46 protein-coding genes and 1 pseudogene are annotated in these 26,152 nt (G+C 50.7%); 40 read left to right on the forward strand and 7 right to left on the reverse strand.

All coding sequences use genetic code 11. The features are described 5' to 3' along the window. The 3 genes from NA389_RS21340 to bfr form a co-directional block, all read left to right on the forward strand. On the forward strand, positions 1-84 hold an 84-nt coding region (locus NA389_RS21340), incomplete at its 5' end, for a hypothetical protein (protein WP_000740160.1). Positions 85-268: 184 nt separating this feature from the next. Further along, positions 269-463 carry a bacterioferritin-associated ferredoxin gene (gene bfd / locus NA389_RS21345; protein WP_000289082.1) on the forward strand — a complete coding sequence of 65 codons (195 nt, stop codon included), beginning with the start codon at positions 269-271 and terminating at the stop codon, positions 461-463. A gap of 72 nt (positions 464-535) precedes the next feature. Further along, entirely contained in the window at positions 536-1,012 is a 477-nt protein-coding gene (bfr, locus tag NA389_RS21350) for a bacterioferritin (RefSeq protein ID WP_000675530.1), read from the forward strand. On the opposite strand, the gene hopD is transcribed toward bfr, so the two are convergent. Further along, positions 1,009-1,476 carry a prepilin peptidase gene (hopD, locus tag NA389_RS21355; protein ID WP_000495850.1) on the reverse strand — a complete coding sequence of 156 codons (468 nt, stop codon included), beginning with the start codon at positions 1,474-1,476 and terminating at the stop codon, positions 1,009-1,011. The two genes, bfr and hopD, sit on opposite strands and share 4 nt — an antisense overlap. 379 nt (positions 1,477-1,855) lie before the next feature. On the opposite strand from hopD, the gene rpsJ reads away from it, so the two are divergent. From rpsJ to NA389_RS21510, 31 genes and pseudogenes are all read left to right on the forward strand, one after another. Continuing rightward, on the forward strand, positions 1,856-2,167 hold the full coding sequence (gene rpsJ, locus NA389_RS21360) for a 30S ribosomal protein S10 (RefSeq protein ID WP_001181005.1): 312 nt from the start codon (positions 1,856-1,858) through the stop codon (positions 2,165-2,167). Between the two features lie 32 nt (positions 2,168-2,199). Beyond that, the gene (gene rplC / locus NA389_RS21365; RefSeq protein ID WP_000579838.1) at positions 2,200-2,829 is read left to right on the forward strand and encodes a 50S ribosomal protein L3; all 630 of its coding nucleotides are present in this window, start codon (positions 2,200-2,202) and stop codon (positions 2,827-2,829) included. 10 nt (positions 2,830-2,839) lie between these two features. After that, positions 2,840-3,445 (forward strand): 50S ribosomal protein L4, encoded by a 606-nt coding sequence (rplD, locus tag NA389_RS21370; protein ID WP_000424395.1) that lies wholly within the window; start codon positions 2,840-2,842, stop codon positions 3,443-3,445. After that, positions 3,442-3,744: a 50S ribosomal protein L23 gene (gene rplW, locus NA389_RS21375; RefSeq protein WP_000617546.1), complete on the forward strand. Its 303-nt coding sequence runs from the start codon at positions 3,442-3,444 to the stop codon at positions 3,742-3,744. Before rplD ends, rplW begins: the two co-directional genes overlap by 4 nt. Positions 3,745-3,761: 17 nt before the next feature. Next, positions 3,762-4,583 carry a 50S ribosomal protein L2 gene (rplB, locus tag NA389_RS21380; RefSeq protein ID WP_000301869.1) on the forward strand — a complete coding sequence of 274 codons (822 nt, stop codon included), beginning with the start codon at positions 3,762-3,764 and terminating at the stop codon, positions 4,581-4,583. 16 nt (positions 4,584-4,599) lie between these two features. Beyond that, positions 4,600-4,878 (forward strand): 30S ribosomal protein S19, encoded by a 279-nt coding sequence (gene rpsS, locus NA389_RS21385; protein WP_001138115.1) that lies wholly within the window; start codon positions 4,600-4,602, stop codon positions 4,876-4,878. Between the two features lie 14 nt (positions 4,879-4,892). Continuing rightward, positions 4,893-5,225, forward strand: coding sequence for a 50S ribosomal protein L22 (gene rplV, locus NA389_RS21390; RefSeq protein WP_000447529.1), 333 nt, complete (start codon positions 4,893-4,895; stop codon positions 5,223-5,225). Between the two features lie 17 nt (positions 5,226-5,242). Next, positions 5,243-5,944 carry a 30S ribosomal protein S3 gene (gene rpsC / locus NA389_RS21395; RefSeq protein ID WP_000529945.1) on the forward strand — a complete coding sequence of 234 codons (702 nt, stop codon included), beginning with the start codon at positions 5,243-5,245 and terminating at the stop codon, positions 5,942-5,944. A gap of 12 nt (positions 5,945-5,956) precedes the next feature. After that, the gene (gene rplP, locus NA389_RS21400) at positions 5,957-6,367 is read left to right on the forward strand and encodes a 50S ribosomal protein L16 (RefSeq protein WP_000941208.1); all 411 of its coding nucleotides are present in this window, start codon (positions 5,957-5,959) and stop codon (positions 6,365-6,367) included. Next, positions 6,367-6,558: a 50S ribosomal protein L29 gene (rpmC, locus tag NA389_RS21405; RefSeq protein ID WP_000644742.1), complete on the forward strand. Its 192-nt coding sequence runs from the start codon at positions 6,367-6,369 to the stop codon at positions 6,556-6,558. Before rplP ends, rpmC begins: the two co-directional genes overlap by 1 nt. Next, a complete protein-coding gene (gene rpsQ, locus NA389_RS21410) occupies positions 6,558-6,812 on the forward strand; it encodes a 30S ribosomal protein S17 (protein ID WP_000130101.1) in 255 nt (84 codons plus the stop codon). The genes rpmC and rpsQ overlap by 1 nt, the downstream gene beginning before the upstream one ends. Before the next feature lie 163 nt (positions 6,813-6,975). Beyond that, positions 6,976-7,347, forward strand: a complete 372-nt coding sequence (gene rplN, locus NA389_RS21415; RefSeq protein ID WP_000613954.1) for a 50S ribosomal protein L14 — start codon at positions 6,976-6,978, stop codon at positions 7,345-7,347. 10 nt (positions 7,348-7,357) lie between these two features. Further along, entirely contained in the window at positions 7,358-7,672 is a 315-nt protein-coding gene (rplX, locus tag NA389_RS21420) for a 50S ribosomal protein L24 (protein WP_000729185.1), read from the forward strand. 14 nt (positions 7,673-7,686) lie between these two features. Then, positions 7,687-8,226: a 50S ribosomal protein L5 gene (gene rplE / locus NA389_RS21425; RefSeq protein ID WP_001096206.1), complete on the forward strand. Its 540-nt coding sequence runs from the start codon at positions 7,687-7,689 to the stop codon at positions 8,224-8,226. A 14-nt stretch (positions 8,227-8,240) separates the two neighbouring features. Beyond that, the gene (gene rpsN, locus NA389_RS21430; protein WP_001118932.1) at positions 8,241-8,546 is read left to right on the forward strand and encodes a 30S ribosomal protein S14; all 306 of its coding nucleotides are present in this window, start codon (positions 8,241-8,243) and stop codon (positions 8,544-8,546) included. A 33-nt stretch (positions 8,547-8,579) separates the two neighbouring features. Then, a complete protein-coding gene (gene rpsH / locus NA389_RS21435; RefSeq protein WP_000062611.1) occupies positions 8,580-8,972 on the forward strand; it encodes a 30S ribosomal protein S8 in 393 nt (130 codons plus the stop codon). A gap of 12 nt (positions 8,973-8,984) precedes the next feature. Further along, positions 8,985-9,518, forward strand: a complete 534-nt coding sequence (gene rplF, locus NA389_RS21440; protein WP_000091939.1) for a 50S ribosomal protein L6 — start codon at positions 8,985-8,987, stop codon at positions 9,516-9,518. A gap of 9 nt (positions 9,519-9,527) precedes the next feature. Next, positions 9,528-9,881, forward strand: a complete 354-nt coding sequence (gene rplR, locus NA389_RS21445; protein WP_000358956.1) for a 50S ribosomal protein L18 — start codon at positions 9,528-9,530, stop codon at positions 9,879-9,881. Between the two features lie 14 nt (positions 9,882-9,895). Continuing rightward, positions 9,896-10,399, forward strand: a complete 504-nt coding sequence (gene rpsE / locus NA389_RS21450) for a 30S ribosomal protein S5 (RefSeq protein WP_000940121.1) — start codon at positions 9,896-9,898, stop codon at positions 10,397-10,399. A 3-nt stretch (positions 10,400-10,402) separates the two neighbouring features. Then, entirely contained in the window at positions 10,403-10,582 is a 180-nt protein-coding gene (gene rpmD, locus NA389_RS21455; protein ID WP_001140434.1) for a 50S ribosomal protein L30, read from the forward strand. 3 nt (positions 10,583-10,585) lie between these two features. Next, a complete protein-coding gene (rplO, locus tag NA389_RS21460) occupies positions 10,586-11,020 on the forward strand; it encodes a 50S ribosomal protein L15 (protein WP_001238917.1) in 435 nt (144 codons plus the stop codon). Positions 11,021-11,027: 7 nt separating this feature from the next. Then, a complete protein-coding gene (secY, locus tag NA389_RS21465) occupies positions 11,028-12,359 on the forward strand; it encodes a preprotein translocase subunit SecY (RefSeq protein ID WP_001118864.1) in 1,332 nt (443 codons plus the stop codon). Between the two features lie 31 nt (positions 12,360-12,390). Next, positions 12,391-12,507 carry a 50S ribosomal protein L36 gene (gene rpmJ / locus NA389_RS21470; RefSeq protein ID WP_000868187.1) on the forward strand — a complete coding sequence of 39 codons (117 nt, stop codon included), beginning with the start codon at positions 12,391-12,393 and terminating at the stop codon, positions 12,505-12,507. A gap of 146 nt (positions 12,508-12,653) precedes the next feature. Next, on the forward strand, positions 12,654-13,010 hold the full coding sequence (rpsM, locus tag NA389_RS21475; protein ID WP_000090780.1) for a 30S ribosomal protein S13: 357 nt from the start codon (positions 12,654-12,656) through the stop codon (positions 13,008-13,010). Between the two features lie 16 nt (positions 13,011-13,026). Continuing rightward, positions 13,027-13,416, forward strand: coding sequence for a 30S ribosomal protein S11 (rpsK, locus tag NA389_RS21480; RefSeq protein ID WP_001029758.1), 390 nt, complete (start codon positions 13,027-13,029; stop codon positions 13,414-13,416). 33 nt (positions 13,417-13,449) lie between these two features. Beyond that, a complete protein-coding gene (gene rpsD / locus NA389_RS21485; protein ID WP_000135226.1) occupies positions 13,450-14,070 on the forward strand; it encodes a 30S ribosomal protein S4 in 621 nt (206 codons plus the stop codon). Between the two features lie 25 nt (positions 14,071-14,095). Next, the gene (locus NA389_RS21490; RefSeq protein WP_001162094.1) at positions 14,096-15,085 is read left to right on the forward strand and encodes a DNA-directed RNA polymerase subunit alpha; all 990 of its coding nucleotides are present in this window, start codon (positions 14,096-14,098) and stop codon (positions 15,083-15,085) included. A gap of 40 nt (positions 15,086-15,125) precedes the next feature. Continuing rightward, entirely contained in the window at positions 15,126-15,509 is a 384-nt protein-coding gene (gene rplQ, locus NA389_RS21495) for a 50S ribosomal protein L17 (protein ID WP_001216370.1), read from the forward strand. A gap of 107 nt (positions 15,510-15,616) precedes the next feature. After that, the gene (locus tag NA389_RS21500) at positions 15,617-15,985 is read left to right on the forward strand and encodes a DUF1992 domain-containing protein (RefSeq protein WP_000266515.1); all 369 of its coding nucleotides are present in this window, start codon (positions 15,617-15,619) and stop codon (positions 15,983-15,985) included. Between the two features lie 10 nt (positions 15,986-15,995). Next, complete coding sequence (zntR, locus tag NA389_RS21505; protein ID WP_000285585.1) at positions 15,996-16,421, forward strand: Zn(2+)-responsive transcriptional regulator; 426 nt, start codon at positions 15,996-15,998, stop codon at positions 16,419-16,421. 57 nt (positions 16,422-16,478) lie between these two features. Then, positions 16,479-16,682, forward strand: a pseudogene (locus tag NA389_RS21510) (alternative ribosome-rescue factor A); the annotation flags it as partial. A 1-nt stretch (position 16,683) separates the two neighbouring features. Here the strand turns inward: NA389_RS21510 and mscL are convergent. From mscL to def, 5 genes are all read right to left on the reverse strand, one after another. Further along, entirely contained in the window at positions 16,684-17,097 is a 414-nt protein-coding gene (gene mscL / locus NA389_RS21515) for a large-conductance mechanosensitive channel protein MscL (protein WP_000008119.1), read from the reverse strand. Positions 17,098-17,238: 141 nt separating this feature from the next. Continuing rightward, positions 17,239-18,615: a Trk system potassium transporter TrkA gene (trkA, locus tag NA389_RS21520; RefSeq protein WP_000691374.1), complete on the reverse strand. Its 1,377-nt coding sequence runs from the start codon at positions 18,613-18,615 to the stop codon at positions 17,239-17,241. Between the two features lie 21 nt (positions 18,616-18,636). Next, positions 18,637-19,926: a 16S rRNA (cytosine(967)-C(5))-methyltransferase RsmB gene (gene rsmB, locus NA389_RS21525; protein ID WP_000744600.1), complete on the reverse strand. Its 1,290-nt coding sequence runs from the start codon at positions 19,924-19,926 to the stop codon at positions 18,637-18,639. Between the two features lie 51 nt (positions 19,927-19,977). Then, on the reverse strand, positions 19,978-20,925 hold the full coding sequence (gene fmt / locus NA389_RS21530; protein WP_001285165.1) for a methionyl-tRNA formyltransferase: 948 nt from the start codon (positions 20,923-20,925) through the stop codon (positions 19,978-19,980). 15 nt (positions 20,926-20,940) lie between these two features. Further along, positions 20,941-21,450 carry a peptide deformylase gene (gene def / locus NA389_RS21535; protein ID WP_000114987.1) on the reverse strand — a complete coding sequence of 170 codons (510 nt, stop codon included), beginning with the start codon at positions 21,448-21,450 and terminating at the stop codon, positions 20,941-20,943. Positions 21,451-21,581: 131 nt separating this feature from the next. Here def and dprA point away from each other — a divergent pair, with 131 nt between their 5' ends. The 6 genes from dprA to NA389_RS21565 are packed head-to-tail and all read left to right on the forward strand — an operon-like array spanning position 21,582 to position 25,374. Further along, positions 21,582-22,706, forward strand: coding sequence for a DNA-protecting protein DprA (dprA, locus tag NA389_RS21540; RefSeq protein WP_000124533.1), 1,125 nt, complete (start codon positions 21,582-21,584; stop codon positions 22,704-22,706). Beyond that, on the forward strand, positions 22,678-23,151 hold the full coding sequence (smg, locus tag NA389_RS21545; protein WP_000460663.1) for a DUF494 family protein Smg: 474 nt from the start codon (positions 22,678-22,680) through the stop codon (positions 23,149-23,151). Before dprA ends, smg begins: the two co-directional genes overlap by 29 nt. A gap of 26 nt (positions 23,152-23,177) precedes the next feature. After that, positions 23,178-23,720 (forward strand): DNA topoisomerase family protein, encoded by a 543-nt coding sequence (locus tag NA389_RS21550; protein WP_001129714.1) that lies wholly within the window; start codon positions 23,178-23,180, stop codon positions 23,718-23,720. A 4-nt stretch (positions 23,721-23,724) separates the two neighbouring features. Then, positions 23,725-24,297, forward strand: coding sequence for an L-threonylcarbamoyladenylate synthase type 1 TsaC (gene tsaC, locus NA389_RS21555; RefSeq protein ID WP_001063621.1), 573 nt, complete (start codon positions 23,725-23,727; stop codon positions 24,295-24,297). Between the two features lie 4 nt (positions 24,298-24,301). After that, positions 24,302-25,120: a shikimate dehydrogenase gene (aroE, locus tag NA389_RS21560; RefSeq protein WP_000451202.1), complete on the forward strand. Its 819-nt coding sequence runs from the start codon at positions 24,302-24,304 to the stop codon at positions 25,118-25,120. After that, the gene (locus tag NA389_RS21565) at positions 25,117-25,374 is read left to right on the forward strand and encodes a DUF1488 domain-containing protein (RefSeq protein WP_001070575.1); all 258 of its coding nucleotides are present in this window, start codon (positions 25,117-25,119) and stop codon (positions 25,372-25,374) included. The genes aroE and NA389_RS21565 overlap by 4 nt, the downstream gene beginning before the upstream one ends. Here the strand turns inward: NA389_RS21565 and NA389_RS21570 are convergent. Further along, on the reverse strand, positions 25,350-25,904 hold the full coding sequence (locus NA389_RS21570) for a gamma carbonic anhydrase family protein (RefSeq protein WP_001285635.1): 555 nt from the start codon (positions 25,902-25,904) through the stop codon (positions 25,350-25,352). The two genes, NA389_RS21565 and NA389_RS21570, sit on opposite strands and share 25 nt — an antisense overlap. Between the last annotated feature and the right edge of the window lie 248 nt (positions 25,905-26,152).

Below are 26,152 nucleotides of genomic sequence, written 5' to 3' on the forward strand. Positions count from 1 at the left end.
GCAATGGACGACGGTCTGCGTTTCGCAATCCGTGAAGGCGGCCGTACCGTTGGCGCGGGCGTTGTTGCTAAAGTTCTGGGCTAATTACTCGTTAATTAGTTTTGAATTGAAGAGGGCGCTTCGGCGCCCTTTTTGTTACCTGCTATTTAGCCGCTGTTATATTTATTCACCCTTTTTAACGCTTCTCCCATGGCGTAAATCGCTTTGTGCTATTGTAATCATAACCATTCTCATTTACACTTTGTGCGGAAATTGAACGGGAGCGATCATGTACGTTTGTTTGTGTAATGGTATAAGCGATAAAAAAATCCGCCAGGCTGTACGACAATTTCATCCACAGTCATTTCAACAGTTGCGTAAATTTATTCCTGTGGGAAATCAATGTGGTAAGTGTATTCGCGCCGCGCGAGAAGTGATGCAGGATGAGTTAACGCAAATGCCGGAATTTAAAGAGATCGCCTGAGTCACACTCTTTTTTTTGACATCCCTGTAGCCCCATCTACGCTCTAGAGAGTGGAAGCGGAGGGACTATAAAATGAAAGGTGATGTTAAAATCATAAATTATCTCAATAAACTATTGGGAAATGAGCTTGTCGCAATTAATCAGTATTTTCTTCATGCCCGTATGTTCAAAAACTGGGGGCTGACCCGGCTTAATGATGTTGAGTACCATGAATCCATTGATGAGATGAAACACGCCGATAAGTATATTGAGCGTATTTTATTTCTGGAAGGCATACCGAACCTACAGGATCTGGGCAAGCTGGGCATCGGTGAAGATGTCGAAGAGATGCTACGATCGGATCTCCGGCTCGAACTGGAAGGCGCAAAAGATCTACGTGAGGCAATAGCCTATGCCGATAGCGTTCATGATTATGTCAGCCGGGATATGATGATTGAAATTCTTGCCGACGAGGAAGGTCACATCGACTGGCTGGAAACTGAGCTGGATTTGATTGCCAAACTTGGTATGCAAAATTATCTGCAATCACAAATCAAGGTTACCGATTAACCGTCTGGAAAGAAAGCTTTCCAACCTGTTATGAAACCCGCCACCGCCAGCCATGGCCCAAAAGGTAGCGGGTTTATTAATGCCGATTTACCTCTCACCAGTAGCGCGACGCCAAACCCGCTACAGGCCAACATGGCGGCAAGGAAAACCAGTAACGGCAGTGTTTCCCAACAATGCCACGCTCCTAAGGCTGCAAGGTACTTGACGTCGCCATATCCAAGCCCCTCTTTCTGATAACGCAGGCGATAGCCCCAGTAAATTAACGCGAATCCGCCATAGCCGGCGATAGCACCCCAAAGCGCATCCGGTAAACGCTCCGGCAGGCAAATCTGGTGATAAAGCAGACCACCCCACAGTAATGGACAGGTAAACCGGTCAGGCAACAGACCGGTACGCGCGTCGTATATGCCAAGTAATAAAGAGAACGACGCATAAAAAATGAGAAAGGGGAGGGCAACAAACATAAGCAAATCCTCGTCAAGGCTTGTGCTCACCTTTATAGATTTATGCGACAGCGACAACGACGTATCGCCAGATTTGCCTGATGCCTTCCAAAGAAAAGATGCGCGTTGCCATCCCATGCGTACCACCTGGAATCATGCTCGCATAAGAATAAAGCGCTTAATTTCTATCCGACACTTGCGTCAGGCTGAGATTTACGTATAATGCGCGGGCTTGTCGTAATTGACGGCAGGTTCGATTTGAACCTCGAATAGCCGATTTGGCTATTTAACAATGCTCCCAATCGGGGAGCTACGTAAGAACGGTTACACTCTCCCATCAATCGTAATGGGTGTGAGGAGTAATCATTTTCGTTTATAAAATAATTGGAGCTCTGGTCTCATGCAGAACCAAAGAATCCGTATCCGCCTGAAAGCGTTTGATCATCGTCTGATCGATCAATCAACCGCGGAAATCGTCGAGACTGCCAAGCGCACTGGTGCGCAGGTTCGCGGTCCGATCCCGCTGCCGACCCGCAAAGAGCGCTTTACCGTTCTGATCTCTCCGCACGTTAACAAAGATGCGCGCGATCAGTACGAAATTCGCACTCACAAGCGTCTGGTTGACATCGTTGAGCCAACCGAGAAAACCGTTGATGCTCTGATGCGTCTGGACCTGGCTGCCGGTGTAGACGTGCAGATCAGCCTGGGTTAATCAGGTCATCGAGCGATTGAGAGGTTGATACAATGATTGGTTTAGTCGGTAAAAAAGTGGGTATGACCCGCATCTTCACTGAAGATGGCGTCTCTATCCCAGTAACCGTAATCGAAGTTGAAGCAAACCGTGTTACTCAGGTTAAAGACCTGGCTAACGATGGCTACCGCGCTGTTCAGGTTACTACGGGTGCTAAAAAAGCTAACCGTGTCACCAAGCCGGAAGCGGGTCACTTTGCTAAAGCTGGCGTAGAAGCTGGCCGTGGTCTGTGGGAATTCCGCCTGGCTGAAGGCGAAGAATACACCGTAGGTCAGAGCATCAGCGTTGAACTGTTTGCTGACGTTAAAAAAGTTGACGTAACCGGTACCTCTAAAGGTAAAGGTTTCGCTGGTACCGTTAAGCGCTGGAACTTCCGTACCCAGGACGCTACTCACGGTAACTCCTTGTCTCACCGCGTACCGGGTTCTATCGGTCAGAACCAGACTCCGGGCAAAGTGTTCAAAGGCAAGAAAATGGCAGGTCAGATGGGTAATGAGCGCGTAACCGTTCAGAGCCTTGACGTAGTACGCGTTGACGCTGAGCGCAACCTGCTGCTGGTTAAGGGTGGTGTTCCGGGTGCAACCGGTTGCGACCTGATCGTTAAACCAGCTGTGAAGGCGTAAGGGGATAGCAATGGAATTAGTATTGAAAGACGCGCAGAGCGCGCTGACTGTTTCCGAAACTACCTTCGGTCGTGATTTCAACGAAGCGCTGGTTCACCAGGTTGTTGTTGCTTATGCAGCTGGTGCTCGTCAGGGTACTCGTGCTCAGAAGACTCGTGCTGAAGTAACTGGTTCCGGTAAAAAACCGTGGCGCCAGAAAGGCACTGGCCGTGCGCGTTCAGGTTCTATCAAGAGCCCGATCTGGCGTTCCGGTGGCGTGACCTTCGCTGCTCGTCCGCAGGACCACAGTCAAAAAGTTAACAAGAAGATGTACCGCGGCGCGCTGAAAAGCATCCTGTCCGAACTGGTACGTCAGGATCGTCTGATCGTTGTCGAGAAGTTCTCTGTAGAAGCGCCGAAAACTAAGCTGCTGGCACAGAAACTGAAAGACATGGCTCTGGAAGATGTGCTGATCATCACCGGTGAGCTGGACGAGAACCTGTTCCTGGCCGCACGTAACCTGCACAAGGTTGACGTACGCGATGCGACTGGTATCGACCCGGTTAGCCTGATCGCCTTCGACAAAGTCGTAATGACTGCTGATGCTGTTAAGCAAGTTGAGGAGATGCTGGCATGATTCGTGAAGAACGTCTGCTGAAGGTGCTGCGCGCACCGCACGTTTCTGAAAAAGCGTCTACTGCGATGGAAAAAACTAACACCATCGTTCTCAAAGTTGCTAAAGACGCGACCAAAGCAGAAATCAAAGCTGCTGTGCAGAAACTGTTTGAAGTCGAAGTCGAAGTCGTTAACACCCTGGTTGTTAAAGGGAAAGTTAAACGTCACGGACAGCGTATCGGTCGTCGTAGCGACTGGAAAAAAGCTTACGTCACCCTGAAAGAAGGCCAGAATCTGGACTTCGTCGGCGGCGCTGAGTAAGTCGGAGGAGTAATACAATGGCAGTTGTTAAATGTAAACCGACATCTCCGGGTCGTCGCCACGTCGTTAAAGTGGTCAACCCAGAGCTGCACAAGGGCAAACCTTTTGCTCCGCTGGTTGAAAAAAACAGCAAATCCGGTGGTCGTAACAACAATGGCCGTATCACCACTCGTCATATCGGTGGTGGTCACAAACAGGCTTATCGTATTGTTGACTTCAAACGCAACAAAGACGGTATCCCGGCAGTTGTTGAACGTCTTGAGTACGATCCGAACCGTTCCGCGAACATCGCGCTGGTTCTGTACAAAGACGGCGAACGCCGTTACATCCTGGCCCCGAAAGGCCTGAAAGCTGGCGACCAGATTCAGTCTGGCGTTGATGCTGCAATCAAAGCAGGCAACACCCTGCCGATGCGCAATATCCCGGTTGGTTCTACCGTTCATAACGTAGAAATGAAACCAGGTAAAGGCGGTCAGCTGGCGCGTTCCGCTGGTACTTACGTTCAGATCGTTGCTCGCGATGGCGCTTATGTCACCCTGCGTCTGCGTTCTGGTGAAATGCGTAAAGTCGAAGCAGACTGCCGTGCAACCCTGGGCGAAGTTGGCAATGCTGAGCATATGCTGCGCGTTCTGGGTAAAGCAGGTGCTGCACGCTGGCGTGGCGTTCGTCCTACCGTTCGCGGTACTGCGATGAACCCAGTAGACCACCCACATGGTGGTGGTGAAGGTCGTAACTTTGGTAAGCATCCGGTAACTCCGTGGGGCGTTCAGACCAAAGGTAAGAAGACCCGCAGCAACAAGCGTACTGATAAATTCATCGTACGTCGCCGTAGCAAATAATTTTAGAGGATAAGCCATGCCACGTTCTCTCAAGAAAGGTCCTTTTATTGACCTGCACTTGCTGAAGAAGGTAGAGAAAGCGGTGGAAAGCGGAGACAAGAAGCCCCTGCGCACCTGGTCCCGTCGTTCAACGATCTTTCCTAACATGATCGGTTTGACCATCGCTGTCCATAATGGTCGTCAGCACGTTCCGGTATTTGTTTCCGACGAAATGGTCGGTCACAAACTGGGTGAATTCGCACCGACTCGTACTTATCGCGGCCACGCTGCTGATAAAAAAGCGAAGAAGAAATAAGGTAGGAGGAAGAGATGGAAACTATCGCTAAACATCGCCATGCTCGTTCTTCTGCTCAGAAGGTTCGCCTTGTTGCTGACCTGATTCGCGGTAAGAAAGTGTCGCAGGCTCTGGATATTCTGACCTACACCAACAAGAAAGCGGCTGTACTGGTCAAGAAAGTTCTGGAATCTGCCATTGCTAACGCTGAACACAACGATGGCGCTGACATTGACGATCTGAAAGTTACGAAAATTTTCGTAGACGAAGGCCCGAGCATGAAGCGCATTATGCCGCGTGCAAAAGGTCGTGCAGATCGCATCCTGAAGCGCACCAGCCACATCACTGTGGTTGTGTCCGATCGCTGAGACTCTGGAGACTAGCAATGGGTCAGAAAGTACATCCTAATGGTATTCGCCTGGGTATTGTAAAACCATGGAACTCTACCTGGTTTGCGAACACCAAAGAATTCGCTGACAACCTGGACAGCGATTTTAAAGTACGTCAGTACCTGACGAAGGAACTGGCTAAAGCGTCTGTATCTCGTATCGTTATCGAGCGTCCGGCTAAGAGCATCCGTGTGACTATTCACACCGCTCGCCCGGGTATCGTTATCGGTAAAAAAGGTGAAGACGTAGAAAAACTGCGTAAGGTCGTAGCGGATATCGCTGGCGTTCCTGCACAGATCAACATCGCCGAAGTTCGTAAACCTGAACTGGACGCTAAACTGGTTGCTGACAGCATCACTTCTCAGCTGGAACGTCGCGTTATGTTCCGTCGTGCGATGAAGCGTGCTGTACAGAACGCCATGCGTCTGGGCGCTAAAGGTATCAAAGTTGAAGTTAGCGGCCGTCTGGGCGGCGCGGAAATCGCACGTACCGAATGGTACCGCGAAGGTCGCGTACCGCTGCACACTCTGCGTGCTGACATCGACTACAACACCTCTGAAGCGCACACCACTTATGGTGTAATCGGCGTTAAAGTGTGGATCTTCAAAGGCGAGATCCTGGGTGGTATGGCTGCTGTTGAACAACCGGAAAAACCGGCTGCTCAACCGAAAAAGCAGCAGCGTAAAGGCCGTAAATAAGGAGCGTCGCTGATGTTACAACCAAAGCGTACAAAATTCCGTAAAATGCACAAAGGCCGCAACCGTGGTCTGGCTGCAGGCGCGGATGTTAGCTTCGGCAGCTTCGGCCTGAAAGCTGTTGGCCGTGGTCGTCTGACTGCCCGTCAGATCGAAGCAGCACGTCGTGCTATGACCCGTGCAGTTAAGCGTCAAGGTAAGATCTGGATCCGTGTATTCCCGGACAAACCGATCACTGAAAAGCCGCTGGCAGTGCGTATGGGTAAAGGTAAAGGTAACGTGGAGTATTGGGTTGCCTTGATTCAGCCGGGTAAAGTCCTGTATGAAATGGACGGCGTACCGGAAGAGCTGGCCCGTGAAGCATTCAAGCTGGCAGCAGCGAAACTGCCGATTAAAACCACCTTTGTAACTAAGACGGTGATGTAATGAAAGCAAAAGAGCTGCGTGAGAAGAGCGTTGAAGAGCTGAACACCGAGCTACTGAACCTGCTGCGTGAGCAGTTCAACCTGCGTATGCAGGCTGCAAGTGGCCAGCTGCAACAGTCTCACCTGTTGAAGCAAGTGCGTCGTGATGTCGCACGCGTTAAGACTTTACTGACTGAGAAGGCGGGTGCGTAATGACCGATAAAATCCGTACTCTGCAAGGTCGCGTGGTTAGCGACAAAATGGAGAAATCCATTGTTGTTGCTATCGAACGTTTTGTGAAACACCCGATCTACGGTAAATTCATCAAGCGTACGACCAAAATGCACGTACATGACGAGAACAACGAATGCGGTATCGGCGACGTGGTTGAAATCCGCGAATGCCGTCCGCTGTCCAAGACCAAATCCTGGACTCTGGTTCGCGTTGTAGAGAAAGCGGTTCTGTAATACAGTACGCATTCTCAACGAATAAACGGCTCAGCGATGGGCCGTTTATTTTTTCTACCCATATCTGATTTGCGGTGTTATAATGCCGCGCCCTCGATATGGGGTTTTTTTAACGACCTGATTTTCGGGTCTCAGTAGTAGTTGACATTAGCGGAGCACTAAAATGATCCAAGAACAGACTATGCTGAACGTCGCCGACAACTCCGGTGCACGTCGCGTAATGTGTATCAAGGTTCTGGGTGGCTCGCACCGTCGCTACGCAGGCGTAGGCGACATCATTAAGATCACCATCAAAGAAGCGATTCCGCGTGGTAAGGTCAAAAAAGGTGATGTGCTGAAGGCGGTAGTGGTGCGCACCAAGAAGGGTGTTCGTCGCCCGGACGGTTCTGTCATTCGCTTCGATGGTAATGCATGCGTTATTTTAAACAATAACAGCGAGCAGCCTATCGGTACGCGTATTTTTGGGCCGGTAACTCGTGAACTTCGTAACGAGAAGTTCATGAAAATTATCTCTCTGGCACCAGAAGTACTCTAAGGAGCGAATCATGGCAGCGAAAATCCGTCGTGATGACGAAGTTATCGTGTTAACCGGTAAAGATAAAGGTAAACGCGGTAAAGTTAAGAATGTCCTGTCTTCCGGCAAGGTCATTGTTGAAGGTATCAACCTGGTTAAGAAACACCAGAAGCCGGTTCCGGCTCTGAACCAACCGGGCGGCATCGTTGAAAAAGAAGCTGCAATTCAGGTTTCTAACGTTGCAATCTTCAATGCGGCAACCGGCAAGGCTGACCGTGTAGGCTTTAGATTCGAAGACGGCAAAAAAGTCCGTTTCTTCAAGTCTAACAGCGAAACTATCAAGTAATTTGGAGTAGTACGATGGCGAAACTGCATGATTACTACAAAGACGAAGTAGTTAACAAACTCATGACTGAGTTTAACTACAATTCTGTCATGCAAGTCCCTCGGGTCGAGAAGATCACCCTGAACATGGGTGTTGGTGAAGCGATCGCTGACAAGAAACTGCTGGATAACGCAGCAGCAGACCTGACAGCAATCTCCGGTCAAAAACCGTTGATCACCAAAGCACGCAAATCTGTTGCAGGCTTCAAAATCCGTCAGGGCTATCCGATCGGCTGTAAAGTAACTCTGCGTGGCGAACGCATGTGGGAGTTCTTTGAGCGCCTGATCACTATTGCTGTTCCTCGTATCCGTGACTTCCGTGGCTTGTCCGCTAAGTCATTCGACGGTCGTGGTAACTACAGCATGGGTGTCCGTGAGCAGATCATCTTCCCAGAAATCGACTACGATAAAGTCGACCGCGTTCGTGGTTTGGATATTACCATTACCACTACTGCGAAATCTGACGAAGAAGGCCGTGCTCTGCTGGCTGCCTTTGACTTCCCGTTCCGCAAGTAAGGTAGGGTTACTAAATGGCTAAGCAATCAATGAAAGCACGCGAAGTAAAACGCGTAGCTTTAGCTGATAAATACTTCGCGAAACGCGCTGAACTGAAAGCGATCATCTCTGATGTGAACGCAACCGACGAAGATCGTTGGAATGCGGTTCTTAAGCTGCAGACTCTGCCGCGTGATTCCAGCCCGTCACGTCAGCGTAACCGCTGCCGTCAAACTGGTCGTCCGCACGCTTTCCTGCGGAAGTTCGGGTTGAGCCGTATTAAGGTCCGTGAAGCCGCTATGCGCGGTGAAATTCCGGGTCTGAAAAAGGCTAGCTGGTAATTGTCACCAATTGAATCACGGGAGTAAAGACAGATGAGCATGCAAGATCCGATCGCGGATATGCTGACCCGTATCCGTAACGGTCAGGCCGCGAACAAAGCTGCGGTCACCATGCCTTCCTCCAAGCTGAAAGTGGCAATTGCCAACGTGCTGAAGGAAGAAGGTTTTATTGAAGATTTTAAAGTTGAAGGCGACACCAAGCCGGAACTGGAACTGACTCTTAAGTATTTCCAGGGTAAAGCTGTTGTAGAAAGCATTCAGCGTGTCAGCCGCCCAGGTCTGCGCATCTACAAACGTAAAGATGAGCTGCCGAAAGTTATGGCCGGTCTGGGTATCGCAGTTGTTTCTACCTCTAAAGGTGTTATGACTGATCGTGCAGCGCGCCAGGCTGGTCTTGGTGGCGAAATTATCTGCTACGTAGCCTAATCGGAGGAAAAAATGTCTCGTGTTGCTAAAGCACCGGTCGTTGTTCCTGCCGGCGTTGATGTCAAAATCAACGGTCAGGTTATTACGATCAAAGGTAAAAACGGCGAGCTGACTCGTACTCTCAACGATGCTGTTGAAGTTAAACATGCAGATAATGCACTGACCTTCGGTCCGCGTGATGGTTACGCAGACGGTTGGGCACAGGCTGGTACCGCGCGTGCCCTGCTGAACTCAATGGTTATCGGTGTTACCGAAGGCTTCACTAAGAAGCTGCAGCTGGTTGGTGTAGGTTATCGTGCAGCGGTTAAAGGGAATGTAGTAAACCTGTCTTTAGGTTTCTCTCACCCGGTTGACCATCAGCTGCCGGCAGGTATCACTGCTGAATGTCCGACTCAAACTGAAATCGTGCTGAAAGGCGCTGATAAGCAGGTGATCGGCCAGGTTGCAGCAGATCTGCGCGCCTACCGTCGTCCTGAGCCTTACAAAGGCAAGGGTGTTCGTTACGCCGACGAAGTCGTGCGTACCAAAGAGGCTAAGAAGAAGTAAGGTAACACTATGGATAAGAAATCTGCTCGTATCCGTCGTGCGACCCGCGCACGCCGCAAGCTCAAAGAGCTGGGCGCAACTCGCCTGGTGGTACATCGTACCCCGCGTCATATTTACGCACAGGTAATTGCACCGAACGGTTCTGAAGTTCTGGTAGCTGCTTCTACTGTAGAAAAAGCTATCGCTGAACAACTGAAGTACACCGGTAACAAAGACGCGGCTGCAGCTGTGGGTAAAGCTGTCGCTGAACGCGCTCTGGAAAAAGGCATCAAAGATGTGTCCTTTGACCGTTCCGGGTTCCAATATCATGGTCGTGTCCAGGCACTGGCAGATGCTGCCCGTGAAGCTGGCCTTCAGTTCTAAGGTAGAGGTGTAAGATGGCTCACATCGAAAAACAAGCTGGCGAACTGCAGGAAAAGCTGATCGCGGTAAACCGCGTATCTAAAACCGTTAAAGGTGGTCGTATTTTCTCCTTCACAGCTCTGACTGTAGTAGGCGATGGTAACGGTCGCGTAGGTTTTGGTTACGGTAAAGCGCGTGAAGTTCCAGCAGCGATCCAGAAAGCGATGGAAAAAGCCCGTCGCAATATGATTAACGTCGCGCTGAACAACGGCACCCTGCAGCACCCGGTTAAAGGTGTTCACACGGGGTCTCGTGTATTCATGCAGCCAGCTTCCGAAGGTACCGGTATCATCGCCGGTGGTGCAATGCGCGCCGTTCTGGAAGTTGCTGGGGTTCATAACGTTCTGGCTAAAGCATACGGTTCCACCAACCCGATCAACGTGGTTCGTGCAACTATTGATGGCCTGGAAAATATGAATTCTCCAGAAATGGTCGCTGCCAAGCGTGGTAAATCCGTTGAAGAAATTCTGGGGAAATAAACCATGGCAAAGACTATTAAAATTACTCAAACCCGCAGTGCAATCGGTCGTCTGCCGAAACACAAGGCAACGCTGCTTGGCCTGGGTCTGCGTCGTATTGGCCACACCGTAGAGCGCGAGGATACTCCTGCTGTTCGTGGTATGGTCAACGCGGTTTCCTTTATGGTTAAAGTTGAGGAGTAAGAGATGCGTTTAAATACTCTGTCTCCGGCCGAAGGCTCCAAAAAGGCGGGTAAACGCCTGGGTCGTGGTATCGGTTCTGGCCTCGGTAAAACCGGTGGTCGTGGTCACAAAGGTCAGAAGTCTCGTTCTGGCGGTGGCGTACGTCGCGGTTTCGAGGGTGGTCAGATGCCTCTGTACCGTCGTCTGCCGAAATTCGGCTTCACTTCTCGCAAAGCAGCGATTACAGCCGAAGTTCGTCTGTCTGACCTGGCGAAAGTAGAAGGCGGCGTTGTAGACCTGAACACGCTGAAAGCGGCAAACATTATCGGTATCCAGATCGAGTTCGCGAAAGTGATCCTGGCTGGCGAAGTCACTACTCCGGTAACTGTTCGTGGCCTGCGTGTTACTAAAGGCGCTCGTGCTGCTATCGAAGCTGCTGGCGGTAAAATCGAGGAATAAGTAGCAGATGGCTAAACAACCGGGATTAGATTTTCAAAGTGCCAAAGGTGGCTTAGGTGAGCTGAAACGCAGACTGCTGTTTGTTATCGGCGCGCTGATTGTGTTCCGTATTGGCTCTTTTATTCCGATCCCTGGTATTGATGCCGCTGTACTTGCCAAACTGCTTGAGCAACAGCGAGGCACCATCATTGAAATGTTTAACATGTTCTCTGGTGGTGCTCTCAGCCGTGCTTCTATCTTTGCCCTGGGGATCATGCCGTATATTTCGGCGTCGATCATTATCCAGCTGTTGACGGTGGTTCATCCAACGCTGGCAGAAATTAAGAAAGAAGGGGAGTCTGGTCGTCGTAAGATCAGCCAGTACACCCGTTACGGTACTCTGGTGCTGGCGATATTCCAGTCGATCGGTATTGCTACCGGTTTGCCGAATATGCCTGGTATGCAGGGCCTGGTGATGAATCCAGGCTTTGCATTCTATTTCACCGCTGTTGTAAGTCTGGTTACAGGAACCATGTTCCTGATGTGGCTCGGCGAACAGATTACTGAGCGCGGTATCGGTAACGGTATCTCAATCATCATCTTCGCTGGTATCGTTGCGGGACTCCCGCCAGCCATTGCCCATACTATCGAGCAAGCGCGTCAAGGCGACCTGCACTTCCTCGTGTTGCTGTTGGTTGCAGTATTAGTATTTGCAGTGACGTTCTTTGTAGTATTCGTTGAACGTGGTCAACGCCGTATTGTGGTAAACTACGCCAAACGTCAGCAAGGTCGTCGTGTCTATGCTGCACAGAGCACACATTTACCGCTGAAAGTGAATATGGCGGGGGTAATCCCGGCAATCTTCGCTTCCAGTATTATTCTGTTCCCGGCGACCATCGCGTCATGGTTCGGGGGCGGTACTGGTTGGAACTGGCTGACAACAATTTCGCTGTATTTGCAGCCTGGGCAACCGCTTTATGTGTTACTCTATGCGTCTGCAATCATCTTCTTCTGTTTCTTCTACACGGCGTTGGTTTTCAACCCGCGTGAAACAGCAGATAACCTGAAGAAGTCCGGTGCATTTGTACCAGGAATTCGTCCGGGAGAGCAAACGGCGAAGTATATCGATAAAGTAATGACCCGCCTGACCCTGGTTGGTGCGCTGTATATTACCTTTATCTGCCTGATCCCGGAGTTCATGCGTGATGCAATGAAAGTGCCGTTCTACTTCGGTGGGACCTCACTGCTTATCGTTGTTGTCGTGATTATGGACTTTATGGCTCAAGTGCAAACTCTGATGATGTCCAGTCAGTATGAGTCTGCATTGAAGAAGGCGAACCTGAAAGGCTACGGCCGTTAATTGGTCGCCTGAGAAGTTACGGAGAGTAAAAATGAAAGTTCGTGCTTCCGTCAAGAAATTATGCCGTAACTGCAAAATCGTTAAGCGTGATGGTGTCATCCGTGTGATTTGCAGTGCCGAGCCGAAGCATAAACAGCGCCAAGGCTGATTTTTTCGCATATTTTTCTTGCAAAGTTGGGTTGAGCTGGCTAGATTAGCCAGCCAATCTTTTGTATGTCTGTACGTTTCCATTTGAGTATCCTGAAAACGGGCTTTTCAGCATGGTACGTACATATTAAATAGTAGGAGTGCATAGTGGCCCGTATAGCAGGCATTAACATTCCTGATCAGAAACACGCCGTGATCGCGTTAACTTCGATCTACGGTGTCGGCAAGACCCGTTCTAAAGCCATCCTGGCTGCAGCGGGTATCGCTGAAAATGTTAAGATCAGTGAGCTGTCTGAAGAACAAATCGACACGCTGCGTGACGAAGTTGCCAAATTTGTCGTTGAAGGTGATCTGCGCCGTGAAATCAGCATGAGCATCAAGCGCCTGATGGATCTTGGTTGCTATCGCGGTTTGCGTCATCGTCGTGGTCTCCCGGTTCGCGGTCAGCGTACCAAGACCAACGCTCGTACCCGTAAGGGTCCGCGCAAACCGATCAAGAAATAATCGGGGTGATTGAATAATGGCAAAGGCACCAGTTCGCGCACGTAAACGTGTAAGAAAACAAGTCTCTGACGGCGTGGCTCATATCCATGCTTCTTTCAACAACACCATCGTGACTATTACCGATCGTCAGGGTAATGCGCTGGGTTGGGCAACAGCCGGTGGTTCCGGTTTCCGTGGTTCTCGCAAATCCACTCCGTTTGCAGCTCAGGTTGCAGCAGAGCGTTGCGCTGACGCCGTGAAAGAATACGGTATCAAGAATCTGGAAGTTATGGTTAAAGGTCCGGGTCCAGGCCGCGAATCTACTATTCGTGCTCTGAACGCCGCTGGTTTCCGCATCACTAATATTACTGATGTGACTCCGATCCCTCATAACGGTTGTCGTCCGCCGAAAAAACGTCGCGTATAACGCTTCGTTTTCCAGGTTAGTTGGAGAAAGAAAATGGCAAGATATTTGGGTCCTAAGCTCAAGCTGAGCCGTCGTGAGGGCACCGACTTATTCCTTAAGTCTGGCGTTCGCGCGATCGATACCAAGTGTAAAATTGAACAAGCTCCTGGCCAGCACGGTGCGCGCAAGCCGCGTCTGTCTGACTATGGTGTGCAGTTGCGTGAAAAGCAAAAAGTTCGCCGCATTTACGGTGTGCTGGAGCGTCAGTTCCGTAACTACTACAAAGAAGCAGCACGTCTGAAAGGCAACACCGGTGAAAACCTGTTGGCTCTGCTGGAAGGTCGTCTGGACAACGTTGTATACCGTATGGGCTTCGGCGCCACTCGTGCAGAAGCACGTCAGCTGGTTAGCCATAAAGCAATTATGGTAAACGGTCGTGTTGTTAACATCGCTTCTTATCAGGTTAGTCCGAATGACGTTGTTAGCATTCGTGAGAAAGCGAAGAAGCAGTCTCGCGTGAAAGCCGCTCTGGAGCTGGCTGAGCAGCGTGAAAAGCCAACCTGGCTGGAAGTTGATGCTGGCAAGATGGAAGGTACGTACAAGCGTAAGCCTGAGCGTTCTGATCTGTCTGCGGACATTAACGAACACCTGATCGTCGAGCTTTACTCCAAGTAAAGCTTAGTACCAAAGAGAGGACACAATGCAGGGTTCTGTGACAGAGTTTCTAAAACCGCGCCTGGTAGATATCGAGCAAGTGAGTTCGACGCACGCCAAGGTGACCCTTGAGCCTTTAGAGCGTGGCTTCGGCCATACTCTGGGTAACGCACTGCGCCGTATTCTGCTCTCATCGATGCCGGGTTGCGCGGTGACCGAGGTTGAGATTGATGGTGTACTACATGAGTACAGCACCAAAGAAGGCGTTCAGGAAGACATCCTGGAAATCCTGCTCAACCTGAAAGGGCTGGCGGTGAGAGTTCAGGGTAAAGATGAAGTTATTCTTACCTTGAATAAATCTGGCATTGGCCCTGTGACTGCAGCCGATATCACCCATGATGGGGATGTCGAAATCGTCAAGCCGCAGCACGTGATCTGCCACCTGACCGATGAAAACGCGTCTATTAGTATGCGTATCAAAGTTCAGCGCGGTCGTGGTTATGTGCCGGCTTCTACCCGAATTCATTCGGAAGAAGATGAGCGCCCAATCGGCCGTCTGCTGGTCGACGCCTGCTACAGCCCTGTAGAGCGTATTGCCTACAATGTTGAAGCAGCGCGTGTAGAACAGCGTACCGACCTGGACAAGCTGGTCATCGAAATGGAAACCAACGGCACAATCGATCCTGAAGAGGCGATTCGTCGTGCGGCAACCATCCTGGCTGAACAACTGGAAGCTTTCGTTGATTTACGTGATGTACGTCAACCGGAAGTGAAAGAAGAGAAACCAGAATTCGATCCGATCCTGCTGCGCCCTGTTGACGATCTGGAATTGACTGTCCGCTCTGCTAACTGCCTCAAGGCAGAAGCTATCCACTATATCGGTGATCTGGTACAGCGTACCGAGGTTGAGCTTCTTAAGACGCCTAACCTGGGTAAAAAATCTCTTACCGAGATTAAAGACGTGCTGGCTTCCCGTGGACTGTCTCTGGGTATGCGCCTGGAAAACTGGCCACCGGCAAGCATCGCTGACGAGTAACCGGATCACAGGTTAAGGTTTTACTGAGAAGGATAAGGTCATGCGCCATCGTAAGAGTGGTCGTCAACTGAACCGCAACAGCAGCCATCGCCAGGCTATGTTCCGCAACATGGCAGGTTCACTGGTTCGTCATGAAATCATCAAGACGACCCTGCCTAAAGCGAAAGAGCTGCGTCGCGTAGTTGAGCCGCTGATTACTCTTGCCAAGACTGATAGCGTTGCTAATCGTCGTCTGGCATTCGCCCGTACTCGTGATAACGAGATCGTGGCAAAACTGTTTAACGAGCTGGGCCCGCGTTTCGCGAGCCGCGCCGGTGGTTACACTCGCATTCTGAAGTGTGGCTTCCGTGCAGGCGACAACGCGCCGATGGCATACATCGAGCTGGTTGATCGTTCAGAGAAAACAGAAGCTGCTGCAGAGTAATCTGTAGTAACGTAAAAAAACCCGCTTCGGCGGGTTTTTTTATACCCTCCTGAACCCCATATATCTACAATAATTGTATTCTTTTCGTTCAATCCCTGGAGCGACGTATGTGGTTACTTGACCAGTGGGCAGAGCGTCATATTATCGAGGCACAGCGTAAAGGCGAGTTTGATAATCTGCCTGGCCGCGGCGAGCCGCTTATTCTGGATGATGATTCTCATGTGCCGGCGGAACTTCGTGCGGGTTATCGCTTACTCAAGAATGCGGGCTGTCTTCCCCCTGAACTGGAGCAGCGCAGAGACGCTATTCAGTTACTTGATATCCTCAACAGTATCCGGGAAGATGACCCTCGATACCATCAGGTTAGTCGCCAGCTCTCGCTGCTTGAACTAAAACTTCGGCAGGCTGGGTTGAGTACCGACTTTTTACACGGTGAGTATGCAGAAAAACTGCTGCATAAAATCAACGATAATTAACGGAGCTTGTATGTATCGCATTGGTGAGCTGGCAAAGCTGGCAGACGTAACGCCTGATACCATTCGCTACTATGAAAAACAGCAGATGATGGATCATGAGGTACGTACTGAAGGCGGGTTTCGTCTGTATACCGAAAACGATCTGCAGCGTCTCAAATTTATTCGTTATGCGCGACAGTTGGGTTTCACGCTCGACTCGATCCGCGAACTTTTATCGATCCGAATTGATCCTGAGCACCATACCTGTCAGGAGTCAAAAAGTATTGTGCAAGAGCGATTGCAGGAGGTTGAAGCCAGGATTGCGGAACTGCAAACGATGCAGCGTTCGTTACAAAGGCTTAATGATGCTTGTTGCGGAACGGCCCACAGTAGCGTCTATTGTTCCATTCTGGAAGCCCTGGAGCAGGGGGCCAGTGGAGCGAAATCAGGATGTTGATTTATTGAACCGGCGGGGCTACACTCGCGCCGTTAATTTATACAATCGGGAGACATTATGAGTCGTTATCAACATAAGAAAGGGCAGATAAAGGACAATGCCATTGAGGCATTACTGCATGATCCACTGTTCAGGCAACGCGTTGAAAAAAATAAGAAAGGCAAAGGAAGTTATCTGCGTAAAGGTAAACACGGTAATCGAGGGAACTGGGAGGCCAGTGGCAAGAAAGTAAGTGACTTTTTTACCACTGGCCTTCTGCTTATTAAGAACGGTTATTTTGTTCTTTCAGCAGATCGCGGATTTCGCCCAATAACACTTCCTCTTTAGAAGGCGCTGGCGGAGCTGCCGGCTCTTCTGCTTTTTTACGGTTGAGTCTGTTGATAAGCTTAATGGCAACAAAGATAGCAAAGGCCACAATCACAAAATCAAATACGTTCTGGATAAACACGCCGTAATGCATGACGACCGCCGGAATATCTCCCTGCGCTTCGCGTAACGTAAAAGCAAATTGTTTAAAGTCGATCCCGCCGATTAACAATCCCAACGGCGGCATAATGATATCGGCAACCAGTGAAGAAACAATCTTACCGAATGCCGCGCCAATAATGACACCCACTGCCAAATCCACAACATTCCCGCGCATCGCGAATTCGCGAAATTCTTTAATAAAACTCATTTTTATTCTCCCTATGCAGCTGACGTTATAAGTTTAACAAATGCTAAGGCATTTTCCATTTACGGCTTCTGTTTAGCGAAATAAATTAAACCTTGATAAATAAAGGGAATTAAAAAGGGCGCTGAATGAGCGCCCCTTAAATTAGAGGAAGAAAGGACTTGGCTGGAACAGACGTTCGACGTCGGTAATAAACTTTTTATCGGTCAAAAACATAATGACGTGATCGCCTTGTTCAATGCGCAAATTGTCATTAGCAATCATGACATCATTACCGCGAACGACCGCGCCAATAATGGTGCCTGGCGGCAGTTTAATTTCGTCAATGACGCGGCCAACCACGCGGGAAGTGCTTTCATCGCCGTGCGCGACGGCTTCGATGGCTTCGGCAACCCCGCGACGTAGTGAGGAAACGCCGACGATATCTGCTTTACGCACATGGCTCAGTAATGCAGAGATGGTGGCCTGCTGCGGAGAAATCGCAATATCTATAACGCTACCCTGCACAAGATCGACATAAGCTCGACGCTGAATCAGCACCATCACTTTTTTGGCACCCATCCGCTTAGCCAACATCGCGGACATGATATTGGCTTCATCATCGTTAGTGACCGCGATAAAGAGATCGACCTGATCAATATGCTCCTCCGCCAGCAGTTCCTGATCGGAAGCGTCGCCAAAAAAGACGATCGTGTTTTGCAGTTTCTCAGCCAGTTCTGCGGCGCGTTGTTGATCGCGTTCGATCAATTTAACGCTATAGTCTTTTTCCAGACGCCTTGCCAGCCCGGCGCCGATATTGCCGCCGCCCACCAGCATGATGCGCTTGTAGGGTTTTTCCAGACGCTGTAATTCGCTCATTACTGCACGGATATGCTGTGAAGCCGCAATAAAGAAGACTTCATCCCCTGCTTCCACGATAGTCGAGCCCTGAGGACGGATTGGTCTGTCATGGCGGAAAATTGCGGCAACGCGGGTATCGATATGCGGCATATGCTCTCGCATTGTCGAGAGCGCGTTACCTATTAGTGGACCGCCATAGTAGGCTTTTACTACTGCCAGACTGACTTTCCCTTCGGCAAAGTTTACAACCTGTAATGCTCCTGGATACTCGATCAGACGATAAATATTATCGATAACCAACTGCTCCGGCGCTATCAGATGATCAATCGGAACCGCTTCAGAATGAAAGAGTTTATCCGCATCGCGAACATAGTCCGGGGAGCGAATGCGGGCGATACGGTTTGGAGTGTTGAAGAGTGAATAGGCTACCTGACAGGCAACCATATTAGTTTCATCTGAACTGGTGACAGCGACCAGCATATCCGCATCGTCAGCGCCCGCTTCGCGCAACACGCGGGGATGCGAACCATGCCCCTGAACTACGCGTAGATCGAACTTATCTTGCAAACTGCGTAACCGTTCGCCGTTGGTATCAACCACCGTGATGTCGTTGTTTTCGCCGACCAGGTTTTCCGCCAGTGTTCCGCCAACTTGCCCTGCGCCCAGTATGATAATTTTCATCAGTCGTGGCCCGTTATCTCATCACTTCTTGATTAGCTTAGCGTAAAAGAACCCATCACCTTCTTCGCCGCCCGGCAGATTTTGCTGTCCTGGCTGATCAGGTGTTCCCGTTTCGCTGAGCGCAGCATCGGGAGTGCGTTGCAAAAAGGCTTTGATCTGATCGCGGTTTTCTTCCGGCAGTATGGAGCAGGTGGCGTAAACCAGCGTCCCGCCGGGTTTCAGGCGCGGCCAGACGGCATCAAGAATTTCCGCCTGTAATTGCGTCAGTTCCGCGATATCGCGATCGCGACGCAGCCATTTGATATCTGGATGACGGCGAATGACGCCGGTTGCAGAGCAGGGCGCATCCAGCAGAATACGGTCAAACTGCTGCTCGCCGCACCATTGGGCGGGATAACGTCCATCCCCTTGTTTAACTGTCGCTTTCATCCCAAGACGCTTTAGGTTGTCGTAAACGCGGGAGAGCCGTTGTTCATCAATATCAACCGCCAACACGTATGCTTCGGGGGCCACTTCGAGAATATGCGTGGTTTTACCGCCGGGCGCGGCGCACAAGTCTAAAATGTGCTCACCGTTCTGAGGAGCGAGAAAAACCGCACATCCCTGCGCAGAGGCATCCTGGACAGTTACCCAACCCTCAGCAAAACCGGGTAAAGCATGTACCGGAGCTGGCGTTTCCAGACGTACAGCGTCGGGATAATCGGGATGCGGATATCCCTTCATGCCTGCGTCTTCAAGTAAGCCAAGCCAACCGTCGCGGGTGTGGTGTGTACGATTTACACGTAGCCACATCGGTGGACGCTGGTTATTCGCTTCAATAATGCGTTGCCACTGTGTGGGGTAGGCATTTTGCAAACGCTTTACCAGCCAACCGGGATGTAAAAAGCGCGCATCGCTGGTCGCAAACTCATTAAGCAACGTTTCCTGCTGGCGCTGGAACTGGCGCAGGACGCCGTTAATTAACCCTTTCAACTGCGGACGTTTGATGGCGACCGCGCCTTCAACGGTTTCAGCCAGCGCCGCATGGGGAGGGACGCGGGTGTACAGCAACTGATAAAAGCCGACCATAATTAAGTAATGCACAGTACGCTGCTTGCCGGTCATTGGACGAGACATCAGCTTATTGATCAGCCATTCCAGCTGTGAAAGGGTGCGCAGGACGCCAAAGCACAGCTCCTGAAGTAGCGCTTTGTCTTTATCGGCGACTTTTTGTTGCAGCGGCGGGAGCACATTACTTAATGATTGTCCCTGCTCGACGACCTGTTCAACGGCCTGTGCTGCCAGACTACGTAAATTGTTTTGTTTTTTCATATGTATAAAATAAAAATGCCCGGTAACACCGGGCGTATAAAGACGTGACCGTCAGGCAAGACGGTTACCAGGAATAAACCATTCCCGGCGTGAATTTAACAGATCCTGGGCGCTCATCGCTTTTTTGCCGGCAGGCTGAAGCGAAAGCAAATTTAATATCCCCTTGCCTGTTGCAACCTGAATGCCCTGTTTCGTCGCGGCCAGAATGGTTCCCGGCAGCGACTGCGTGGCGTCCTCAATGACGGACGCCTGCCAGACTTTTACCGGCTGGCCGTCGATTTCCAGCCAGCTCATTGGCCACGGATTAAAGGCGCGAATGCAACGCTCCAGCTGTGCTGCGGAGAGAGACCAGTCAATACGCGCTTCTTCTTTACTGAGCTTTTCCGCATGAGTAACCAGCGCTTCATTCTGCGCTTCAGGCGTCGCTGTGCCGTCCGCCAGTTGTTTTAGTGTGGTAATTAACCCCTGCGGGCCAAGTTCAGCCAACTTATTATACAGTGAGCCACTGGTATCTTCTGCGGTAATCGGGCACGCAAGTTTATACAGCATGTCGCCGGTATCCAGCCCTACATCCATCTGCATAATTGTGACGCCGGTTTCCGCATCGCCTGCCCAGAGTGAGCGCTGAATAGGCGCCGCGCCACGCCAGCGTGGAAGCAGCGAACCGTGAACGTTGATACATCCGAGACGGGGCATATCCAGCACTGCCTTTGGGAGAATCAGACCATATGCTACGACAACCATGACGTCAGCATGTAAGTCAGCAACCAGATGCTGGTTTTCCTGAGGACGAAGCGACACGGGCTGGAAAACGGGCAGGCCTTTTTCTTCCGCCAGCACTTTTACCGGGCTGGGCATCAACTTTTTGCCGCGACCTGCTGGACGATCGGGTTGGGTAAATACGCCGACAACGTTATGTCCAGAAGTTAACAGCGCGTCGAGATGACGCGCTGCAAAGTCAGGTGTACCCGCAAAAATAATACGTAGTGAATCTGACACGTTGGTTCTTGTCCTTTAAGCCCGGGCGTTCAGGCGGTCGAGTTTTTCTACTTTCTGACGAATACGTTGTTGCTTCAGCGGCGACAAATAATCGATAAACAGTTTACCGACCAGGTGATCCATCTCATGCTGAATGCAGATTGCCAGTAAACCATCCGCTTCAAGCTCAAACGGGTTGCCGTCGCGATCCAGCGCGCGGATTTTCACTTTCTCGGCGCGCGGCACTAAAGCGCGCTGTTCCGGAATCGACAGACAGCCTTCTTCTATACCCGTTTCGCCACTTTTCTCCAGCAATTCCGGGTTAATGAGTACCAGGCGCTCGTCGCGGTTTTCCGAAACGTCAATCACGATGATTCGCTGGTGGATATCGACCTGCGTTGCAGCCAGACCGATACCTTCTTCGGCGTACATCGTTTCGAACATATCATCGACGATACGCTGAATTTCTGCATTCACTTCTTCAACCGGCTTTGCGACTTTGCGAAGGCGCTCGTCCGGAATATGTAACACTTGCAAAACTGACATAATTATCCAGAGTTGTGTTCAGGAGTTGAAAAGATTATTACCTCTATTCTAGACAAATCCCCACCTGATTGACAGCATCAGTGACCAATCGCAAAGATTGTTCAGACTGCTTGTGGCAGGGGAGGGAAAGGATGGCCCGTACCGAAATTTGGTTACGTTTAATGTACGTCGGCGACCTTTATGGCGAGGCGATGTTGAACATGGCGAATTCGCTTATTCGCCAGCCTCAGATAAATCGCACGCACCTTCAGGAGGCTGGTCTTACCGCGCGGCAAGCTGAACGTTTTTTACAGCTTCCAGCAGGTGTGCTTGATGAGACATTACGCTGGCTTGAACTACCGCAGCACCATTTTCTGTGTGCGGATAGTGAGATTTATCCTCCCCAACTGCGTGCTATTGACGATTATCCCGGCGCTATTTTTATTGACGGCGATCCTGCCTGTCTGCATACCTGCCAGCTTGCCGTCGTAGGAAGCCGGAGCCACTCCTGGTATGGAGAACGCTGGGGACGTCTGCTTTGCGAAAGCCTTGCGAAAAGCGGTTTGACGATCACCAGCGGCCTTGCCCGGGGAATTGATGGCGTAGCACACAACGCCGCGGTGAGTATGGGGGGAAAAAGTGTAGCGGTGTTAGGGAATGGTTTGGCAAAGATTTATCCTCGCCGACATGCCGTGCTGGCTGAAAACTTGATTGCCACCGGCGGCGCAGTGGTCTCAGAATTTCCGCTTTCAACGCCTCCGCTACCGCAAAATTTTCCTCGTAGAAACCGTATCATCAGCGGACTGAGCAAAGGCGTGCTGGTGATTGAGGCGGCGTTGCGCAGCGGTTCGTTGGTGACGGCGCGCTGCGCGCTTGAACAGGGGCGGGACGTTTTTGCATTACCAGGCCCTATCGGTAGTCCGGGAAGCGAAGGCACGCACTGGTTAATTAAACAAGGGGCCACGCTTGTGACGACGCCGGAGGATATTCTGGAAAATTTGCAATACGGCTTACACTGGTTGCCAACTACGGCGGAAAATTCACTTTATTCACTAAATCAGGATGAGGCGGCATTGCCATTTCCTGAGCTCCTGGCTAACGTAGGAGATGAGGTAACACCTGTTGACGTCGTCGCTGAACGTGCCGGCCAACCTGTGCCAGCGGTAGTGGCTCAGCTACTCGAACTGGAGTTAGCAGGATGGATCGCAGCTGTACCCGGCGGCTATGTCCGATTAAGGAGGGCAAGCCATGTTCGACGTACTAATGTATTTGTTTGAAACATACATCCATAACGAAGCCGAGCTGCGCGTGGATCAGGACAGACTGGAGCGTGATCTCACCGACGCTGGGTTTGATCGCGAAGACATCTACAATGCGCTGCTGTGGCTGGAAAAACTCGCTGACTATCAGGATGGCCTCGCGGAACCCATGCAACTTGCTTCCGACCCTCTTTCAATGCGCATTTATACGGTTGAAGAGTGTGAAAGGCTTGATGCCAGTTGCCGGGGGTTCCTGTTATTCCTTGAGCAGATTCAGGTGCTAAACCTCGAAACACGAGAAATGGTGATTGAGCGTGTGCTGGCGCTGGATACCGCAGAGTTTGACCTGGAAGACTTGAAATGGGTTATTTTGATGGTGTTATTCAACATTCCGGGCTGTGAAAACGCCTATCAGCAAATGGAAGAATTACTCTTTGAGGTAAATGAAGGTATGCTGCATTGATAGGTGTTAATGCTGCATGAGTGAATATGGCTAAATCAGCACTGTTTTCGGTGCGTAACAATGAGCCCTGCCCGCAGTGCGGGGCCGAACTGGTAATTCGTTCCGGGAAACGTGGTCCGTTTCTCGGCTGTTCTCGCTATCCGGAATGCGATTACGTTCGTCCGCTGAAAAGTCAGGCGGACGGACATATCGTTAAAATTCTGGAGGGGCAACTGTGTCCTGAGTGTGGTGCCGTACTGGTGCTGCGTCAGGGGCGCTTTGGCATGTTCATCGGATGCAGTCAGTATCCGCAATGTGAACATACAGTGGTTATTGATAAACCGGATGAAACGGCGATTGCCTGTCCAGCCTGCCAGCAAGGACATTTGGTCCAGCGCCGTTCTCGTTACGGTAAAATCTTTCATTCCTGCGATCGCTACCCGGAATGTCAGTTCGTCATTAACTTCACACCGGTTGCGGGGGAATGCCCCGAGTGCCATTATCCGCTACTCATCGAAAAGAAAACCGCGCAGGGCGTGAAGCGCTTTTGCGCCAGTAAACAATGTGGAAAGCCGGTTCCGGTGGAATAAACAAGTGAATAATAACCTGCCAACAGGATCTATCGTCGCAGCGGTAGATCTCCTGAATAAAGAAAATGTCATCGCTTATCCAACAGAAGCCGTTTTCGGCGTCGGCTGCGATCCCGATAGTGAAACAGCCGTTACGCGCCTGCTGGCGTTAAAACAACGGCCCGTCGATAAGGGACTCATTTTGATTGCCGCCAGCTTTGAGCAGTTAAAACCTTATATTGATGACAGCATACTTACCGCCGCACAGCGTAAAGCGGTATTTGATTGCTGGCCCGGGCCGGTAACGTTTGTTTTTCCTGCGCCCGCGACAACGCCGCGTTGGCTCACGGGACGTTTTGATTCCCTGGCCGTTCGTGTTACCAACCACCCGCTGGTGGTCGCGCTATGCAATGCGTATGGCAAACCGCTGGTTTCCACCAGCGCCAATCTGAGCGGATTACCGCCATGTCGTACCGTTGAAGAGGTACGTGCGCAATTTGGCGATGATTTTCCGGTGGTTGAAGGCGCAACGGGTGGGCGTTTAAATCCTTCAGAAATTCGCGATGCTCTGACGGGCGAACTGTTTCGACAGGGGTAATATGATGGAAACCTATGCTGTTTTTGGAAATCCGATTGCTCACAGCAAATCGCCATTTATTCATCAGCAATTTGCTCAGCAGCTAGATATTGTTCACCCCTATGGTCGCGTGCTGGCCCCTATTAATAATTTCATTAATACGCTTGATGCCTTTTTCGCGGCAGGGGGAAAAGGCGCAAACATCACAGTACCTTTTAAAGAGGAGGCGTTTGCGCGATCGGATGAGTTAACGGAACGAGCATCGCTGGCGGGAGCAGTCAATACATTAAAACGGCTGGAAGATGGTCGTTTGCTTGGCGACAATACTGACGGTATCGGTTTATTAAGCGATCTCAAACGTTTAAATTTTATCCGCCCAGGATGGCGTATTTTGCTGATTGGCGCGGGCGGCGCATCCCGGGGCGTGCTGTTACCTCTGCTTTCTTTGGATTGCGCGGTCACTATCACTAACCGTACAGCTTCACGTGCCGAAGCGTTGGCGAAAATCTTTGCTCATACCGGCAGCGTTCATGCCATGGATATGGACAAGCTGGATGGTTGTGAGTTTGACCTGATTATTAATGCGACCTCCAGCGGTATACGGGGCGAAATCCCGGCGATTCCGGCGTCACTTATTCACCCTTCCCTCTGTTGCTATGACATGTTCTATCAAAAAGGGAATACGCCATTTCTCTCCTGGTGTGTACAACAGGGCGCAAAACGCTACGCAGATGGGCTGGGAATGCTGGTGGGGCAGGCTGCACATGCCGTTTTGCTTTGGCACGGTGTATTACCGCAGGTCGAGCCAGTGATTGAGCTGCTACAGCAGGAATTATTAGCGTGAACCAGGCCATACAATTTCCTGATCGCGAAGAATGGGATACTGCCGCCAGCGCTGTCATCTTTCCCGCCCTGGTTAATGGGATGCAACTCACGTGTGCAATAAAAAAAGATGTACTGGCGTATCGCTTTGGTGGAGAAACAGCGGAGCAATGGCTGGCCATTTTTCGTGAGTATCGCTGGGACCTGGAAGAAGAGGCTGAAGCATTAATCCTGGCCCAGCAGGAAGACGATCACGGTTGGATATGGTTATCCTGAGAAAGATAGTCGTCTTTCCATTTTACATAGTTATTGGCGGAGTATTGCAGGCCCGATCTCTCAGCATCGCTTAGGGGGCGGATCTGTTTTACCGGACTGCCAAGATATAAATAGCCGCTTTCCAGCCGTTTGTGCTGCGGCACCAGGCTTCCCGCGCCAATCATTACGTCATCTTCTATTATCGCGCCATCCAGCACAATGGAGCCCATACCGACCAGTACGCGGTTACCGATGGTACAGCCGTGCAGCATAACTTTATGGCCAACGGTAACATCTTCGCCAATGATTAATGGGTTGCCGTGTGGATTGGATGGAGACTTGTGGGTTACGTGAAGAACGCTGCCATCCTGAATGTTCGTACGAGCCCCTATCGCAACGTAATTCACATCGCCGCGAATCACCACAAGCGGCCAGATCCCGACATCATCCGCCAGACGGACATCGCCAATAACCACGCTGCTGGTATCGATCATCACGCGTTGACCGATTTCAGGAAAAAGATCCTTATAAGGACGTAATGTGTCAGACATGTCTACCTCATCATAAATGAATAGTCATGAAGACTTTGGTTGCTTTAACGGCGTTGTGCAAGGGGAGATAGCATCAAAAAATCGCCACTTTGCGCAGGAATGGAGCGAAAGGGATGAAAAATCAACAAACAGAAAAAAAGATCCAAAAAACGCTTGTGCAAAAAAATGGGATCCCTATAATGCGCCTCCATCGACACGGCGGATGTGAATCACTTCACACAAACAGCCGGTCGGTTGAAGAGAAAAAT

The sequence above is a fragment of the Salmonella sp. NW645 genome (genome assembly GCF_051703725.1).
GTDB lineage: Bacteria > Pseudomonadota > Gammaproteobacteria > Enterobacterales > Enterobacteriaceae > Salmonella > Salmonella enterica.